General features: G+C 44.7%; 12 protein-coding genes and 1 pseudogene. 12 read left to right on the forward strand and 1 reads right to left on the reverse strand.

Going from position 1 to position 17,911, the window contains the following annotated elements:
* Nucleotides 1–104: pseudogene (locus AB5706_RS18070) on the reverse strand (DUF6783 domain-containing protein); the annotation flags it as partial.
* On the opposite strand from AB5706_RS18070, the gene AB5706_RS18075 reads away from it, so the two are divergent.
* From AB5706_RS18075 to gatB, 12 genes are all read left to right on the forward strand, one after another.
* Nucleotides 60–158 carry a DUF6783 domain-containing protein gene (locus AB5706_RS18075; protein ID WP_368366257.1) on the forward strand — a complete coding sequence of 33 codons (99 nt, stop codon included), beginning with the start codon at nt 60–62 and terminating at the stop codon, nt 156–158. The pseudogene AB5706_RS18070 and the gene AB5706_RS18075 overlap by 45 nt on opposite strands.
* Nucleotides 159–254: 96 nt before the next feature.
* Nucleotides 255–1,679 carry an amidophosphoribosyltransferase gene (gene purF, locus AB5706_RS18080; protein WP_148462806.1) on the forward strand — a complete coding sequence of 475 codons (1,425 nt, stop codon included), beginning with the start codon at nt 255–257 and terminating at the stop codon, nt 1,677–1,679.
* A gap of 262 nt (nt 1,680–1,941) precedes the next feature.
* Nucleotides 1,942–2,169 carry an HPr family phosphocarrier protein gene (locus AB5706_RS18085; protein WP_118580104.1) on the forward strand — a complete coding sequence of 76 codons (228 nt, stop codon included), beginning with the start codon at nt 1,942–1,944 and terminating at the stop codon, nt 2,167–2,169.
* 1,090 nt (nt 2,170–3,259) lie between these two features.
* A complete protein-coding gene (locus tag AB5706_RS18090; protein ID WP_173736410.1) occupies nt 3,260–4,888 on the forward strand; it encodes a CTP synthase in 1,629 nt (542 codons plus the stop codon).
* Between the two features lie 5 nt (nt 4,889–4,893).
* Nucleotides 4,894–9,450: a glutamate synthase large subunit gene (gltB, locus tag AB5706_RS18095; protein ID WP_416385931.1), complete on the forward strand. Its 4,557-nt coding sequence runs from the start codon at nt 4,894–4,896 to the stop codon at nt 9,448–9,450.
* A gap of 14 nt (nt 9,451–9,464) precedes the next feature.
* Nucleotides 9,465–10,949 (forward strand): glutamate synthase subunit beta, encoded by a 1,485-nt coding sequence (locus AB5706_RS18100; protein WP_173736412.1) that lies wholly within the window; start codon nt 9,465–9,467, stop codon nt 10,947–10,949.
* A gap of 336 nt (nt 10,950–11,285) precedes the next feature.
* Nucleotides 11,286–12,608, forward strand: coding sequence for a type I glutamate--ammonia ligase (gene glnA, locus AB5706_RS18105; RefSeq protein ID WP_173715502.1), 1,323 nt, complete (start codon nt 11,286–11,288; stop codon nt 12,606–12,608).
* Nucleotides 12,609–12,627: 19 nt separating this feature from the next.
* Nucleotides 12,628–13,182, forward strand: coding sequence for an ANTAR domain-containing response regulator (locus tag AB5706_RS18110; protein WP_118578478.1), 555 nt, complete (start codon nt 12,628–12,630; stop codon nt 13,180–13,182).
* A gap of 104 nt (nt 13,183–13,286) precedes the next feature.
* Entirely contained in the window at nt 13,287–14,618 is a 1,332-nt protein-coding gene (gene aspS / locus AB5706_RS18115) for an aspartate--tRNA(Asn) ligase (protein ID WP_173715503.1), read from the forward strand.
* Between the two features lie 66 nt (nt 14,619–14,684).
* The gene (gene gatC / locus AB5706_RS18120; RefSeq protein ID WP_173715504.1) at nt 14,685–14,978 is read left to right on the forward strand and encodes an Asp-tRNA(Asn)/Glu-tRNA(Gln) amidotransferase subunit GatC; all 294 of its coding nucleotides are present in this window, start codon (nt 14,685–14,687) and stop codon (nt 14,976–14,978) included.
* Between the two features lie 11 nt (nt 14,979–14,989).
* On the forward strand, nt 14,990–16,462 hold the full coding sequence (gene gatA, locus AB5706_RS18125) for an Asp-tRNA(Asn)/Glu-tRNA(Gln) amidotransferase subunit GatA (RefSeq protein ID WP_173736413.1): 1,473 nt from the start codon (nt 14,990–14,992) through the stop codon (nt 16,460–16,462).
* Entirely contained in the window at nt 16,459–17,898 is a 1,440-nt protein-coding gene (gene gatB, locus AB5706_RS18130) for an Asp-tRNA(Asn)/Glu-tRNA(Gln) amidotransferase subunit GatB (RefSeq protein ID WP_173715506.1), read from the forward strand. The genes gatA and gatB overlap by 4 nt, the downstream gene beginning before the upstream one ends.
* Nucleotides 17,899–17,911 lie beyond the last annotated feature (13 nt).

Below are 17,911 nucleotides of genomic sequence, written 5' to 3' on the forward strand. Positions count from 1 at the left end.
CCCCACTTTGCGGTATATTTTGCCCGAATTCGGTTGTCGTAGCCCGCTACGACGCCCTCATCCGGACAAAATCTCCCACAAATTGTGACGCACATCTTGCAGAAAGCCTTTTTCAAACACGCTCTAGAGCCTGCATAACGATACGTTCCTGGGTGTAAATTTATTTGGCGATACGCCAAATCGACGAAATGGGATGCATTTCTGAGATTGGATTTGATCATTAAAATAAAACTCAGTACCGAGGAGGAAAACAAATGGCAGAGATTAAAGAAGAGTGTGGTGTCTTCGGAATCTATGACCTGGATGGAAATGATGTGACGTCTTCTATCTACTATGGTCTGACTTCTTTGCAGCACCGTGGTCAGGAAGCCTGTGGCCTGGCAGTATCGGATACTAAGGGACCTATTGGAAATGTTAAGTTTCACAAAGATCTTGGACTGGTAAGCGAGGTGCTTCGCGAGGATACACTCCATAAGATGAGTGGTGATATCGGAATCGGACATGTACGCTATTCCACAACAGGAGCATCCGTTGCAGAGAACGCACAGCCTTTGGTTTTATCTTATGTAAAAGGAAGTCTGGCACTGGCACACAATGGAAACCTTGTTAACACTGGGACACTGAAATGGGAACTGATCCAGAGCGGAGCAGTTTTTCATACCACCACTGACTCAGAAGTGATCGCATTTCATGTAGCCAGAGAGAGGGTACATACCAGCTGTGTAGAGGAAGCGGTTCTGAATACAGCCAGGAAGCTGCAAGGCGCATACGGTCTTGTGATCATGAGTCCCCGTAAGCTGATCGGAGTCCGTGACCCCTATGGCTTAAAGCCTCTCTGCCTTGGAAAAAGGGACAATGCTTACGTGCTGGCTTCTGAGAGCTGTGCACTTACTTCTGTAGGTGCCGAGTTTATCCGTGATATCGAACCTGGTGAGATGATTACGATCAGCCGCAAGGGCGTGAAGTCAGACATGACTCTTGCAGATACTGTGAAAAAACGTGCTCACTGTGTTTTTGAATATATCTATTTTGCAAGACTGGACAGTACCATGGACGGTGTAAAGGTTTATGACGCACGTATACGTGGCGGTAAATCCCTTGCAAAATCTTATCCTGTGGAGGCAGATCTTGTCACCGGCGTTCCGGAATCCGGTCTTCCTGCAGCCAAGGGATTTTCTGAAGAATCTGGTATTCCATTCGGATTTGCATTTTATAAGAACTCTTATATTGGCAGAACTTTTATCAAACCTACTCAGAAGGAGAGAGAATCCAGCGTTCATCTGAAGCTGAGCGTATTGGATGCAGTTGTAAAAGGAAAACGCATTGTGCTTGTGGATGATTCTATTGTCCGTGGAACTACCATAGCAAACCTGATCCGCATGCTGAAAGAAGCAGGCGCTCTTGAAGTGCACGTAAGGATCAGTTCCCCGCCATTTTTACATCCATGCTATTTCGGAACCGATGTGCCAAGCAATGACCAGCTGATCGCAGCACAGCACTCCACAGAAGAAATCTGTAAGATGATAGGGGCCGATTCCCTTGGTTATATGGAGATTGATTATCTGGAGGGCATGGCAGGTGGACTTCCTATTTGTAAGGCATGCTTTGACGGAAAGTATCCGATGGTAATTCCAGATGAGAATAATTTACAAAATGATTTTGAAATTCATAAGATATGAGAGAAATAATTTCGTTTATACAGGTTGTTCCAGAACATTCATAACAATAAAAAAGTGCATAATTACCAAAATACCGATTGCATATTTGTGCAATCGGTATATTTATTTCTGAAATGTTACAAAAAAGTGTATGAGAAAAAACTTGACAAATATGGAGACTTGGTGCATAATTTGCTTCAATCAAAGGAAAGCGTTTTCAAGAGCCTTTGATTTTGATAGAAAAGGAAACTATAATTCCTGTAAAACAGAAAGGGTGATAACGATGTGTCAGAAGCAGATTAAGCTGAATGCGAAGGAAGATGTTCAGGAATTCGTAAGGGCAGCAGGTAAATGTGATTTTGACATAGATGTTTTTTATAACAGAATCATCATTGATGCAAAATCCATTCTGGGAGTTCTGAGCATGGATCTTACAAGGGTTCTTACTGTACAGTGCCATGGCGAGAGCAAGGAATTTAACCGTACATTACAGAAGTTTGCAGTTGCCTGATTAAGCAGTTGTAAACTGGCGCCTTTTAAGGTGTCCATAAAATCGCAAAAAACAGATATTGCCGGGAACGACTTGAAATATGAGACAGCATGGTATCCCGACAGCATCTGTTTTTTTTTATAACTCAAATTGCTATTTAGTGTGTTGAAAGTTGTTCAAGGCGGACGCACTCGGACAATGGTGATTGCTCACTCGCCGGCGCAACGCTCCAGCGAACTAACTGCTAACTGCGACTAAATCGTTCAGGAAAGCCTTCACGATTAAGTCTCCGTAAGCAGTGGATTTCGCCTACGCTAAAACCGCGCCTGAAATGGCTCGCTGGAGCAATCACCATTGCCCGAATGCTGTGTACTGGCTGGGACTTATTTATGCGTAGGAACTTTCAACAGGTGGAGCGGGTGAGTGACTGGTTTCCCTATACTGTATCGGAAGCGAAAATTTATGGGAAACTTGCCGGAAATTAGCGGATTTTACAATTTCTATGAAGTATTTGCACATTTTAAGGGTTGTTTTGCAAACAAAAACTTGACATATTATTTTATGTGTCTTCGATACCCCATTTAGCTGGTTGATACTTCGCAACTTTATTGGTTTTACCTAATCTATCATTGTCAAGAAAGTATCGGGAAACCAATCACTTCCCCTCCCCCTCGTTAAAAGTTCCTAAATAACCTCAGTTCTAGCCGACACACAGCATTTGGGCAATGTGTATTACTCCAGCGAGCCATTTCAGGCGCGCTCTTAGCGTAAGCGAAATCCAGCGCTTACGAAGACTTATGCGTGAGGGCTCTCCCGAACGCATTAGTCGCAGTTAGCGATTAGTTCGCTGTAGCGTTGCGCCGGCGAGTGAGTAATACACATTGTCCAAATGCGTCCCTACTGAAGAACTTTTCAACACACTAAATAGCAAAAAAGTGGATTGACAAAGCCAAAAAAATGATATATTATATACCATATTTTTGAATAAGAATTTGTTTTGACAAAGGCGTCAAAGAGAAATGGATAGGTTAAGTGCCCCCTAATCCTCCTCTTTGACGCCTTTTTTACATATTAGAACACATTAAAAGCAATTGGAGGAGGAAATCAAAAGATGGCAGTAAAATACGTTTTTGTCACTGGCGGTGTTGTGTCAGGACTGGGAAAGGGAATCACAGCAGCTTCACTTGGGCGACTTTTAAAGGCAAGAGGTTTTCAGGTCACAATGCAGAAATTTGACCCTTACATCAATATTGATCCCGGAACCATGAACCCTATTCAGCATGGAGAAGTCTTCGTAACAGACGATGGAACCGAGACCGACCTGGATCTTGGCCATTATGAACGATTCATTGATGAAAGCCTGGATAAAAATTCCAATGTAACTACCGGAAAAATTTATTGGTCCGTTTTACAAAAAGAACGTCATGGAGACTTTGGAGGAGGAACCGTACAGGTAATCCCTCATATTACAAATGAAATCAAAAGCCGCTTCTATCGCGCAAAATCCCCGGATGAAAACAGGATTGCCATTATCGAAGTCGGCGGAACAGTAGGAGATATTGAAAGCCAGCCATTTCTGGAATCCATCAGACAGTTTCAGCATGATGTGGGGCATGAAAATGCAATCCTTATCCATGTAACCCTGATTCCATACCTGAAAGCTTCAGGAGAAATGAAAACAAAACCAACCCAGGCCAGTGTAAAGGAGCTTCAGGCAATGGGAATCCAGCCGGATGTTCTGGTATGCAGAAGTGAATATCCGCTGACCGACGACCTGAGAGCAAAAATTGCCCTGTTCTGTAACGTGCCGGTAAGCCATGTACTTCAGAATCTGGATGTAGAGTATCTGTATGAGGCCCCACTTGCGATGGAACGTGAAAAACTGGCAGATGTGGTCATGCAGTCATTGGGACTTGAAAAAAGAAAACCAGACCTTACGGACTGGGAAGCTATGGTAGAAAATCTCCGCCATCCGGATAAAACTGTAAACATTGCCATGGTAGGAAAATATACCCAGCTTCATGATGCATACCTTAGTGTGGTGGAAGCTCTGAAGCATGGCGGAATCGCATGCAAGGCGAAAGTAGAGATTACCTGGATCGATTCCGAAGAGTTAAACGAGAAGAACCTGGATCAGAGGCTTTACCAGGTAGATGGAATCCTGGTTCCAGGTGGTTTCGGCGGAAGAGGAACAGAAGGAATGATCCTGGCAGCCCAGTATGCCCGTGTACATAAGATCCCATACCTTGGAATCTGTCTTGGAATGCAGATGGCAATCGTAGAATTTGCCCGTCATGTACTTGGTTATGAAGATGCAAACAGCATTGAACTTGCACCAGAAACTACCAATCCGGTAATTGCCCTTATGCCAGACCAGGAAGATGTGGAAGATCTTGGAGGAACCCTGCGCCTTGGAAGTTATCCATGTGTGCTTGCGGATGGTTCTTTATCCCTGGAACTTTTCGGACAGAAAGAAATTCAGGAACGTCACAGACATCGTTATGAAGTTAACAATGCATATCGCAAAGAACTGGCAGAAAAAGGCATGACCATAGCAGGAACTTCTCCTGATGGTCACATTGTGGAAATGATCGAGATTCCGGCAAACCCATTCTTTGTAGGAACCCAGGGACATCCGGAGTTCAAATCAAGACCAAACCATGCTCACCCGCTGTTCCGTGGATTTATCCAGGCAGCTGTAGATAAATTAAACAAAGAGGAAACTCTTAATCAACAATAGAAAGGATGAGGAAAATGAAAGAAGTGATAAAGGAAAGGCAGGGACTTTACCGCCAGGAATTTGAACATGATAACTGCGGTATCGGTGCAGTTGTCAATATCAAAGGTAAAAAATCCCATGATACAGTTGCCAACGCATTGCGGATTGTAGAGAATCTGGATCATCGTGCCGGAAAAGATGCAGAAGGCAAAACAGGTGATGGCGTTGGTATCCTCCTTCAGATTTCCCATAAATTTTTTAAGAAAGCATGTAAAAAAGAGGGAATCGAAATCGGCCAGGAAAGAGAATATGGTATTGGCCAGTTCTTTTTCCCACAGCATGAGATCAAACGTGCCCAGGCAAAAAAAATGTTTGAGATCATTGTGGAAAAAGAGGGACTGGAGTTCCTTGGCTGGAGAGAAGTTCCGGTAGTTCCGGAGGTTCTCGGACATAAGGCAAGAGAGTGCATGCCATACATTATGCAGGCATTTATCAAAAAGCCGGATGATCTGGAAAAAGGCATCGCATTTGACCGTAAACTGTATATTGCCCGTCGTGAGTTTGAACAAAGTAATGACAACACTTACGTATGTTCTATGAGTAGCCGTACGATTGTTTATAAAGGTATGTTCCTGGTTGGACAGCTTCGTACATTTTTCTCTGACCTTCAGAGCCTGGATTATGAATCTGCGATTGCACTGGTACATTCCCGTTTCAGTACCAACACAAATCCAAGCTGGGAGAGAGCACATCCAAACCGTCTGATCGTGCACAATGGTGAGATCAACACCATCCGTGGAAACGCAGATAAGATGCTGGCAAGAGAGGAAAATATGGAGTCCCCATACTTAGAAGGGGAAATGCAGAAAATCCTTCCGGTAGTCAACCGAAATGGTTCTGATTCTGCAATGCTCGATAATACGTTGGAATTCCTTACCATGAGCGGCATGGATCTTCCGCTTGCAGTGATGATCACCATTCCGGAGCCATGGGCAAATAACGATACCATTTCCCAGGAAAAACGTGACTTCTATCAGTATTATGCCACTATGATGGAGCCATGGGATGGACCTGCGTCTATTCTTTTCTCAGATGGAGATGTGATGGGCGCAGTGCTTGACCGTAACGGTCTTCGTCCGTCAAGATATTACGTGACATCCGATGGCTGCATGATTCTTTCTTCTGAGGTTGGAGTATTGCCGGTACCGGAAGAGAAGATCATATTAAAAGAGCGTCTTCATCCTGGAAAAATGCTTCTGGTAGATACGGTTCAAGGCAAGATCATTGATGATAACGAATTAAAAGAGATGTATGCGAAGAAACAGCCATACGGCGAATGGCTGGACAGCAATCTGGTACACTTAAAAGATATTAAGATTCCAAACGAAAGAATGGAAGAATATACAGAGGAACAGCGTTCCCGTCTTCAGAAGGCTTTCGGATACACTTACGAGCAGTATCGTACTTCTATCCGAAACATGGCGTTAAACGGTGCTGAGAGCATTGGCGCAATGGGTGTGGATACACCATTGGCAGTATTTTCCAAACAGAACAGACCGCTTTTTGACTACTTCAAACAGCTTTTTGCGCAGGTAACCAATCCGCCGATCGATGCGATCCGTGAGGAGATTGTCACCAGCACAAGCGTTTATGTTGGAAAAGACGGAAACCTTCTGGAGCAGATTCCGGAGAACTGCAAGGTATTAAAGATTAACAATCCGATTCTTACCAATACAGATATGCTGAAAATTAAGGAAATGCATCACGAAGGCTTCAAGGTGGCTGTTGTCTCCACTCTTTATTACAAGAGCACAAAGCTGGAGCGTGCTATTGACCGTCTGTTTGTAGAAGTGGATAAAGCATACAGGGATGGTGCCAATATTCTGGTGCTTTCCGACAGAGGCGTGGATGAAAACCATATGCCGATTCCGTCTCTGCTGGCTGTTTCTGCAGTACATCAGCACCTTGTAAAGACGAAAAAGAGTACTTCTCTTGCTATTATTCTGGAATCCGGCGAGCCGAGAGAGGTTCATCATTTTGCTACTCTTCTGGGCTATGGCGCAAGTGCAGTCAACCCATATCTGGCATTGGAGACAATCCATGAGCTGATCGATACCCATATGCTGGACAAGGACTATTATGCAGCTGTAGACGATTATAATCATGCAGTTATCAGCGGTATTGTTAAGATCGCTTCCAAGATGGGTATTTCTACAATCCAGTCTTATCAGGGATCTCAGATTTTCGAGGCAATTGGTGTATCTCAGGATGTAATCGATAAATATTTCACAGGTACTGTAAGCCGTGTTGGAGGCATTACACTGGAAGATATTGAGGAGAATGTAGAAAAGCTTCATTCAGAAGCATTTGACCCGTTAGGACTTACCACAGACCTTACTCTGGATAGCGTGGGTGCTCACAAAATGAGAAGCCAGGGAGAAGAGCACCGTTACAATCCGGCAACCATTCATCTCCTTCAGCAGTCTACAAGAACAGGCAGCTATGAGATGTTCAAACAGTATACAAATCTTGTGGATAAGGAAAATCACGGCAATCTTCGTGCGCTTATGGACTTTAAGTATGCAGAAAATCCTATCCCTCTTGAAGAGGTGGAGAGTGTTGATGAAATTGTAAAGCATTTTAAGACTGGTGCCATGTCCTATGGTTCCATTTCTCAGGAAGCACATGAGACACTTGCTATTGCAATGAACCATCTTCATGGAAAATCAAATACCGGTGAGGGCGGTGAAAGCAATGAAAGACTGGATTCAGCAGGAACAAAAGATGACAGATGTTCTGCAATCAAACAGGTAGCCAGTGGTCGTTTCGGTGTTACCAGCCGTTATCTGGTATCTGCAAGAGAAATCCAGATCAAAATGGCACAGGGCGCAAAACCTGGTGAAGGTGGACATCTTCCGGCGAAGAAGGTTTATCCATGGGTTGCGAAAACCCGTCACTCCACACCGGGTGTTTCCCTGATCTCCCCGCCGCCGCATCACGATATCTATTCCATCGAGGACCTGGCAGAGCTGATCTATGACCTGAAAAATGCAAATAAATATGCAGATATTTCTGTAAAGCTGGTTTCTGAGGCTGGCGTTGGTACGGTTGCAGCCGGAGTTGCAAAGGCCGGTGCACAGGTAATCCTGATTTCCGGATATGATGGAGGTACTGGTGCAGCACCCAGAAGCTCCATTCACAATGCAGGACTTCCATGGGAGCTTGGACTTGCTGAAACCCATCAGACACTGCTTATGAACGGACTTCGTAACCGTGTCCGCATTGAGACAGACGGTAAACTGATGAGCGGCCGTGATGTTGCAATTGCAGCACTTCTTGGTGCAGAGGAATTCGGTTTTGCTACAGCACCTCTTGTAACTATGGGGTGTGTGATGATGAGAGTCTGCAATCTGGACACCTGCCCGGTTGGTGTAGCTACCCAGAATCCGGAGCTGAGAAAGAGATTCAAAGGCAAACCGGAATATGTTGAGAACTTTATGAAATTTATTGCCCAGGAGCTTCGTGAATATATGGCAAAACTGGGTGTGAGAAGTCTGAAAGAGATGGTAGGACGTACGGATCTTCTGGTTGCTACAGATGCAGTAGATGAGCCGCACAAAGGAAAAGTAGATCTTAGTGCAATCCTGAACAATCCATATGCAAAAGCTGGCAGCGAGGTAACCTTTGATCCGAAAGCAGAGTACAATTTCCAGCTGGATAAGACGCTGGATGAGAAAGTTCTTGTGAAGAAATGCAGTCGCGCAATTCATGGCGGTGAGAAGACCAGATTTTCGGTAGAAGTAAAGAACACAGACCGTGCATTTGGAACAATCCTTGGTGCGGAGATTACCAGAAATAATAAAAACGGACTGCCGGAAGATACGGTAGAGATTGATTGTACAGGAGCCGGAGGACAGAGCTTTGGTGCCTTTATCCCGAAGGGTCTTACTCTGAAGCTTACCGGCGACTGCAACGACTACTTCGGAAAGGGTCTTTCCGGTGGCAAGCTGATCCTGAAGACTCCGGAAAATGCCGGTTACAAGGCGGAAGACAATATTATAGTCGGAAACGTTGCACTCTACGGTGCAACCAGTGGAACTGTCTTTATCAATGGTATGGCAGGCGAGCGTTTTGCAGTTCGTAACTCTGGCGCAAATGCAGTTGTGGAAGGAGTGGGAGAGCACGGCTGTGAGTACATGACCGGTGGTCGTGTGGTAGTTCTTGGAAGAACCGGTAAAAACTTTGCAGCAGGTATGAGCGGCGGTATCGCTTATGTTCTGGATGTGGAAAATGTTCTTTATAAGAACTTAAATAAAGCGATGATTTCTATTGAAAAAGTAGATAATAAATATGACAAAAAAGAACTGAAAAATCTGATCGAAGCACATGTAGCTGCAACGGGATCGGAGCTTGGACAGAAGGTTCTGGATCAGTTTGACATGTATCTGCCTCACTTCAAAAAACTCATTCCAAATGAGTACAAGAAGATGATCACATTAAGTGCAAAGCTTGAGGAAAAAGGTCTGAACAGTGAGCAGGCGCAGATGGAAGCATTCTACGAAAGCATAGGAGTTAAGCATTAAGGAGGCAGAAGATCGTGGGAAAACCGACTGGATTTTTAGAATATAACAGAGAGACGGCAAAGGTTCTGCCGCCAAAAGTAAGAATTGCCAATTTCAAGGAGTTCCGTACTCCTCTTAATAAAGAGAAACAAAAACTTCAGGGAGCACGCTGCATGGCTTGCGGCGTTCCCTTCTGCCAGGCAGGCATGATGATCGGCGGCATGGCTTCCGGATGTCCGCTTCACAACCTGGTGCCGGAGACAAATGATCTGGTATTTACCGGAAACTGGAAACAGGCGTTTCTTCGTCTGAATAAGACACACAGCTTCCCGGAATTTACCTCCCGTGTATGCCCTGCACTTTGCGAGGCAGCCTGTACCTGCAACTTAAATGGAGAGCCTGTTTCCACTAAGGAAAATGAACGTGCCATCATTGAGACTGCATATGCAGAAGGCTGGGTTGTTCCACAGCCTCCGAAGGTTCGTACAGGAAAGACCATAGCAGTTATCGGAAGCGGTCCTTCCGGACTTGCAGCAGCACAGCAGTTAAACAGAAGAGGTCACAATGTAACTGTATTCGAAAGAAGTGACCGGATCGGCGGACTTCTTCGTTACGGCATTCCAAATATGAAACTGGAGAAATCTGTGATCGACAGAAGGCTGAAGCTGATGGAAGCTGAGGGTGTGAAATTTGTAACAAATACAAATGTTGGAGTGGATATTACAGCAGAGGAGCTTTTGAAGAAATTTGACCGTGTAATCCTTTGCTGCGGAGCTTCCAATCCCCGTGATATTAAAGTGCCGGGAAGAGATGCAAGGGGAATTTATTTTGCAGTAGACTTCCTGAAAAAAGTCACCAAAACTCTTCTGGACAGCGATTTCACCAAAGCTCCCTATGAAGAGGCAAGAGGCAAACATGTGCTGGTAATCGGCGGTGGTGATACCGGAAATGACTGTGTGGGTACTTCCGTACGTCTCGGTGCCAAATCTGTAACACAGCTGGAAATGATGCCAATGCCGCCGACAGAGCGTGCTGCTTCCAATCCATGGCCGGAATGGCCGAAGGTCTTAAAAACAGACTATGGCCAGGAAGAAGCAATTGCAGTGTTTGGACATGACCCCCGGGTTTACCAGACAACCGTTACTGAGTTTATCAAAGATAAAAACGGAAATGTCTGCCAGGCCCGGATCGTAAAGCTGAAAAGCGAGAAGGATGCCAAAACAGGCCGTATGATGATGGTTCCAGTAGAGGGGACGGAAGAAGTGATCCCTGCAGACCTGGTACTGATCGCAGCTGGTTTCCTTGGAAGCCAGAAATATGTGACCGATGCATTTAAGGTTGCAACAACTGCAAGAACCAACGTAGAGACAAAACCGGAAGCCTATGAGACCAGCGTACCGCGGGTTTTCACAGCAGGAGATATGCACAGAGGCCAGTCTCTGGTAGTATGGGCAATCCGTGAAGGAAGAGAAGCCGCAAAGGCAGTGGATGAATCCCTGATGGGATATTCTTATCTGTAAGTTGGCAAAAAAATGCTTTGTGGAATAATACCTGCTGAATCGCTGACGGGAAAATAAAAAAGAGAGTATATAAAAAGTATGGTCGGGGGCAAACTAAATTTGCTCCCGATTTTCCGTTCTGATACAAAATATTTATTTTGTACATCATTTTATACAACGCTGATATGGTAAAGTGGTAAAAAATAAGTTGACAAAGCATGACCTCATTGCTATAATTACCTCCATGAACAAGGGCGTTCTTCAGAAGGGTATCTTTTTGAAGTGCGCCTTTTTTGTTTAAATAAGTCATGCGTAATGGATGGATGAGGGCATGAGAGTGAAAGAAGGAGAGAAACCATGGGGAATTACACCAGAGAAGAAGTGTTACAGATGGCAGAAGACGAGGATGTAGAATTCATTCGTCTTCAGTTTACCGACATGTTTGGTACTTTGAAAAATATTGCGATTACAGCTCGGGAGCTCCCCCGGGCACTGGATAATGAATATGTAGTAGACAGCTCCTACATTGCCGGAATTGCAGGGGAGAAAGAGCCGGATATGTATTTACATCCGGATTATAATACGTTTACCATTCTTCCGTGGCGTCCGCAGCAGGGAAAGGTAGCCAGACTGCTCTGTGATATCTACCGCTCAGATGGAACACCGCTTGAGAAAAGCCCGAGATATATTCTGAAACAGGTAGTAGAGATGGCTGCTAAGGAAGGTTATGTTTGTGAAGTGGATCCGGAATGTGAGTTTTTCTTATTCCACACAGATGATAATGGAATTCCCACTACACTGACTCATGAAAAAGCCGGATATCTGGATATCAGCCCGCTGGATCTGGGAGAAAATGCAAGACGTGATATGGTTCTGAATCTGGAAGATATGGGATATGAAATTGAATCTTCCCATCATGAAACCGCTCCGGCACAGCATGAGATTGATTTTAAATTTACCGGTGCAAATGAAATGGCTGACTGTGTGATGACTTTTAAAATGGCAGTCCGCACCATTGCAAAACGGCATGGACTTCATGCAACCTTTATGCCAAAGCCGAGAGCTGAGGTGAATGGTTCCGGTATGCACATTCATTTTGCATTATATAAAGATGGAAAAAATATATTTGCTGATCCTGATGACGTAAATGGTCTCAGTGAGGATGCTTATCATTTTATAGGTGGTCTTCTTGCACACAGTGAAGAGATGGCTGCCATTACCAATCCACTTGTGAATTCCTACAAGAGACTTGTACCTGGCTATGATGCTCCTACAGAACTGACCTGGACAAAGAATAATCAGAACTCTCTGATCCGTATTTCCAATTTAAGATCAGACAGTCTGGCAATCGAGCTCCGAAGCCCGGACGCATCTGCAAATCCTTACCTTGTGTTTGCTGTTTGTATTGCAGCCGGTCTGGATGGAATTCAGCAGAAATTATATCCTACCAAGGCATCGGATCGTTCTTTTTCCGAATCTGACCAGAAAGCTATGAATATTGGAAATCTTCCTCTGAACCTGGATGATGCCCTTACACATTTCGAGAATAGCACCTGGATCCAGAGTGTACTTGGTAAAAAGTTCTGTGAGGAATATGCAGCTGCCAAGAAGGAAGAATGGCTGAATTATATGAGACAGGTAAGCGAGTGGGAAATCAGCCAGTATTTATACAAGATTTAAGATAAGAGAGTAGCATGGTATGAACAGCAGCATTGTAATTGCATTACCGAAAATCGATGACGCAAAGAAAATACGTACCATATTGAACCGGCACGGTTTTTCTGTAGCTGCGGTATGTTCAACTGCTTCAACAGCACTTGCCAGCATGAGTGAGCTGGACGGAGGTATTCTGATCTGCGGCTATAAGCTGACGGACCGGTATTACCGGGATGTGCTGGAAGATATTCCTTCATATTTTGAAATGCTGTTGCTGGCATCTGGAAGAGTGATTGCGGAGGCGCCTACATCCGTTCTTACTGTAGAAATGCCAATGAAAGTCAGCGACCTGGTAAACACGGTGGATATGATGTTGTCCCAGATCGAGCGGCGGCTAAAAAAAGAGAAGAAGAAACCGAAAACGCGTTCCTGGAAAGAGCAGAATTACATTTCCAACGCAAAGTTTCTTCTTATGGAGCGAAACCATTTAAGCGAAGAAGATGCATACCGGTACATTCAGAAATGCAGTATGGATTCCGGGACAAATATGGTAGAGACAGCTCAGATGGTTCTGATGCTGTTATATGATGAGGTATAGTGTAAGGCGGAATTTTAATCCTGTTGTATAGGATTTTTCAGAAATTCCGGCCGGGGTTTTTATAAGATATATTTTTATGATTTTAGGAAATGGAGGATGAGGAAATGGAGTTTTTGGATGGAAGCTGGAAAAAAGAAGTGAGCAGCTGGGATGCACTGATGGGAGAAGAACTTCTGAATCAGGAAGCCATCCTGGAGGGCGCCATTCACAGTATCCGCAACATGGGAGATGTTGCATTTGTAATTATCAGAAGAAGAGAGGGTCTGTTTCAGACAGTTTTTGTAAATGAGGATGTTGATTTTTCCATTCATGATCTGAAAGAAGGCATGACAGTAAGAGTAAAAGGTGTTGTAAATAAAGAAGAGAGAGCGCCTCATGGCAGAGAACTTCACATTCGTGAAATTCAGGTGTTGTCTTCTCCAGCTGAACCTCTTCCTCTTGCAATCGATAAATGGAAGCTGAATACTTCTCTGGAAGCCAAATTAAATTACCGTTCCCTTTCCCTCCGCAATATTCAGGAGCGCGCAAGATTTAAAATCCAGGAAGCTTTGACGAGGGCTTTTCGTGATTATCTCTATGAAAATGGATTTACGGAAATCCATACGCCGAAGATCGGAGCCAGAGGTGCTGAGGGAGGCGCGAACCTGTTTAAACTCAGCTATTTTCATAAACCGGCTGTGCTGGCTCAGAGCCCACAGTTTTACAAACAGATGATGGTGGGAGTTTTTGACAGAGTATTTGAGACCGGACCTGTTTTCCGTGCTGAGAAACATAACACTAAGAGACATTTAAATGAATATACAAGTCTTGATTTTGAGATGGGCTATATTGATAGCTTTGAAGAGATCATGGCTATGGAGACTGGCTTTTTGCAGTATGCAATGAAGCTTTTAAAAGAGGATTATGCAAAAGAACTTGAGATCCTGAAGGTTGAGCTTCCAGATGCTTCCAGGATTCCGGCAGTTCGTTTTGATGTGGCAAAAGAGCTGGTTGCAAAGAAATACAACCGCCAGATCCGTAATCCGTTTGATCTGGAGCCAGAGGAGGAAGCCCTCATCGGTCAGTATTTTAAAGAAGAATATAATGCAGATTTTGTTTTTGTTACTCATTATCCATCTAAGAAACGTCCGTTCTACGCAATGGATGATCCGGAGGATACCAGATTTACTTTAAGCTTTGACCTGCTTTTCCACGGCCTTGAGATCACAACAGGAGGACAGAGAATTCACGATTACAATGCCCTTCTGAAAAAGATAGAGGACAGAGGTATGGAGACAGAAGGAATGGAACAGTATCTGGATACATTCAAATATGGTATGCCTCCTCACGGCGGTCTTGGAATCGGTCTGGAGCGTCTTACCATGCAGCTTCTCGGGGAGGAAAATGTCCGTGAGGCATGCCTGTTCCCAAGAGACCTGAACAGACTGGAGCCATAATAAAGTTGATTTTTCAAACAGGCTCGAGTGTGGATTGTAATAATTTCTGTGCAGGAGGATGAGAAAATGGCAAAACAGATTGACGATGAAACCATGGAAAATGTCTGCATTCTTGCAAAACTTTCCCTTACAGAAGAAGAGAAAGAAAAGGCAAAAAAAGATATGCAGGAAATGCTTGATTATGTAGATAAGCTGGATGAACTGGATACATCCAGTGTTGAACCAATGTCCCATATTTTTGGCGACAACAATGTATTTCGTGAGGATGAAGTTACAAATGGGGACAACCGCGAGGCAATGCTTGCAAATGCGCCAAAAGCCAAAGAAGGACAGTATCAGGTTCCAAAGACCATAGGATAGGAGACATTCACATGGAATTAGAAAAATTAACAGCCTTACAGCTGGCTGATAAGATTAAAAAACATGAGGTCAGTGTCCTGGATGGCGTCAAGGAAGTCTTTTCCAAAATAGAGGAGAAAGATGGCAGAATCCACGCATATCTGGACACTTATAAAAAAGAAGCGTATGCAAGAGCAAAAGAGGTGGAAAAGGGCATTGAGGACGGAACTTATACCGGTCCTCTCGCCGGTGTTCCCATTGCTATCAAAGATAACATTTGTGTACAGGGAAAACCTACTACCTGTGCGTCAAAAATTCTGGAAGGATTTGTTCCCCAGTATCAGGCAGATGTGATCAGCCGGCTTGAAAAAGCAGGAATGATCATTATCGGAAAAACAAATATGGATGAGTTTGCCATGGGAAGTACGACGGAAACTTCTGCCTATGGTATTACCAGAAATCCATGGAATACAGAGCATGTTCCAGGCGGCTCCTCAGGCGGCTCCTGTGCAGCCGTAGCAGCAGGAGAGGCTTATCTGGCACTGGGCTCTGATACAGGAGGTTCCATCCGTCAGCCAAGCTCTTATTGTGGTGTAACAGGAATGAAGCCTACTTATGGTACGGTTTCCCGTTATGGGCTGGTTGCATATGCCTCTTCTCTGGATCAGATCGGACCGATTGGAAAAGATGTGGCAGATTGCGCAGCACTTCTGGAAGTGATCGCTGGCCATGATCCGAAAGACAGTACTTCCATTGACAGAAAAGACCTGGATTTTTCCAGTGAGATGACAGATAAGATTACAGGAATGAAATTTGGTGTTCCGAAGGAATATTTGTCAGAGGGAATTTCACCAGAGGTAAAAGATGCCTTTATGGAAACCCTGAAGGTACTGACCCAGATGGGAGCAATTGTAGAATTTTTCTCTGTCAAAACTATGGAATATATGATTCCGGCATACTATATTATTGCCAGCGCAGAAGCAAGCTCCAACCTGGAGCGCTTTGATGGCGTAAAATATGGCTATCGTGCAAAAGAATATGACGGTCTTCATGATATGTATAAACGTACGAGAACGGAGGGCTTCGGAGAAGAAGTAAAACGTCGTATCATGCTTGGTTCCTTCGTCTTAAGCTCCGGTTATTACGATGCTTATTATCTGAAAGCCCTGCGCACCAAAGCTCTTATTAAAAAAGAGTTTGATCAGGCTTTTGGAAAATATGACGTGCTTCTTGCCCCGGCAGCTCCTTATACAGCGCCGAAGATCGGAGAAAGCTTAAAAGACCCTATGGCAATGTACCTTGGGGATATTTATACAGTTGCCGTAAATCTTTGCGGACTTCCAGGAATTACAGTTCCCTGCGGGAAAGACAGTGCCGGACTTCCAATCGGAATCCAGATGATCGGAGACTGTTTTATGGAAAGGAAGATCCTTCGTGCTGCCCATGCCTATGAAAGCGTAAGAGGGGATTTTGGAACACCAGAGGAAGGAGGTAAGAGAGCATGAAACAGTATGAGACTATTATCGGACTTGAGGTTCATGTAGAACTTGCCACCAGAACAAAGATTTTCTGCGGCTGCTCCACAGCATTTGGAGGGACACCCAATACCCACACTTGTCCGGTGTGTACTGGTATGCCAGGTTCTCTTCCGGTATTAAACAAAAAGGTGGTAGAATTTGCCCTGCGCGCAGGACTTGCCACAAACTGCAGCATCAATCAGTATTGCAAATTTGACCGTAAGAACTATTTTTATCCGGATAATCCGCAGAACTATCAGATTTCCCAGCTGTATCTGCCAATCTGCCATGATGGATTTGTGGAGATCGAGACAGAAGCCGGTAAGAAAAAAGTCCGGATCCATGAGATGCATATGGAGGAGGACGCAGGTAAGCTGATCCATGATGAGTGGGAGGACTGCTCTTTGGTAGATTACAACCGAAGCGGCGTTCCTCTGATCGAGATCGTTTCTGAGCCGGATATGAGAAGTGCAGATGAGGTTATTGCTTATCTGGAGAAGCTTCGTTGTACCATGCAGTATCTGGGTGTTTCCGATTGTAAGCTTCAGGAGGGCTCCATGCGTGCTGATGTGAACCTTTCTGTGAGAGTGGCAGGAAGTGATACACTTGGAACCAGAACAGAGATGAAGAACCTGAACTCTTTTAAGGCCATTGCACATGCTATTGAGGGCGAAAGAGAGCGTCAGATCGAGCTTCTGGAGATGGGTAAAAGTGTCACTCAGGAGACCAGAAGATGGGATGACAATAAAGAGTCTTCTCATGCAATGCGTTCTAAGGAGGATGCAAAGGATTACCGCTATTTCCCGGATCCGGATCTTCCGCCGATCCATATTTCTGATGAGTGGATCGCAAAAATCAGAAGTGAGCTGCCAGAGTTCCGGGAGGAGAAGGCTGCCCGTTATCAGAGTGAGTTTGGTCTTCCGGAGTATGATTCCCAGATTCTTACAGAGTCCAGACATCTGGCTGCTTTGTTTGAAGATGTGGCTACGCTGAGCGGCAACCCGAAAAAGGCGGCAAACTGGTTTATGGTGGAAGTGCTTCGTCTTATGAAGGAAAAAGGCATTGAGGCTGAGAAGTTAAGATTTACACCGCAGCATCTTGCAGATCTTCTCACAATGGTCGATAAGAAGGAGGTAAGCCCGCAGAATGCCAAGAAGGTATTTGAAAAGGTATTTGATGAGGATGTTGATCCGGTAGCTTATGTGGAAGAGCATGGCTTAAAGATCGTGGAGGATACCGGGCTTCTTAGCAGCACCATCAGCAGGATTCTGGATGAGAACCCTGGACCGCTGTCTGAGCTTCTTGGCGGTAAAGAGAAGGTTATGGGCTTCTTTGTCGGTCAGATCATGAAGGAAATGAAGGGCAAGGCAAACCCGGCAAGCGTGAGAGAGGCGCTGCTGGCTGAGGTTGAGAAGAGAAAGTAGATTTACAGGAGGA

The sequence above is a fragment of the Ruminococcus sp. RTP21484sp1_RTP21277st1_D2_RTP21277_210401 genome (assembly GCF_040924225.1).
In the GTDB taxonomy this organism is placed as follows: domain Bacteria; phylum Bacillota; class Clostridia; order Lachnospirales; family Lachnospiraceae; genus Blautia_A; species Blautia_A faecis.

Excerpts from the sequence above, each read along its gene's own strand:
- purF (WP_148462806.1), top strand. The coding sequence starts at position 255 with ATGGCAGAGATTAAAGAAGAGTGTGGTGTCTTCGGAATCTATGACCTG.
- AB5706_RS18085 (WP_118580104.1), top strand. The coding sequence starts at position 1,942 with ATGTGTCAGAAGCAGATTAAGCTGAATGCGAAGGAAGATGTTCAGGAA.
- AB5706_RS18090 (WP_173736410.1), top strand. The coding sequence starts at position 3,260 with ATGGCAGTAAAATACGTTTTTGTCACTGGCGGTGTTGTGTCAGGACTG.
- gltB (WP_416385931.1), top strand. The coding sequence starts at position 4,894 with ATGAGGAAAATGAAAGAAGTGATAAAGGAAAGGCAGGGACTTTACCGC.
- glnA (WP_173715502.1), top strand. The coding sequence starts at position 11,286 with ATGGGGAATTACACCAGAGAAGAAGTGTTACAGATGGCAGAAGACGAG.
- AB5706_RS18110 (WP_118578478.1), top strand. The coding sequence starts at position 12,628 with ATGAACAGCAGCATTGTAATTGCATTACCGAAAATCGATGACGCAAAG.
- aspS (WP_173715503.1), top strand. The coding sequence starts at position 13,287 with ATGGAGTTTTTGGATGGAAGCTGGAAAAAAGAAGTGAGCAGCTGGGAT.
- gatC (WP_173715504.1), top strand. The coding sequence starts at position 14,685 with ATGGCAAAACAGATTGACGATGAAACCATGGAAAATGTCTGCATTCTT.
- gatA (WP_173736413.1), top strand. The coding sequence starts at position 14,990 with ATGGAATTAGAAAAATTAACAGCCTTACAGCTGGCTGATAAGATTAAA.
- gatB (WP_173715506.1), top strand. The coding sequence starts at position 16,459 with ATGAAACAGTATGAGACTATTATCGGACTTGAGGTTCATGTAGAACTT.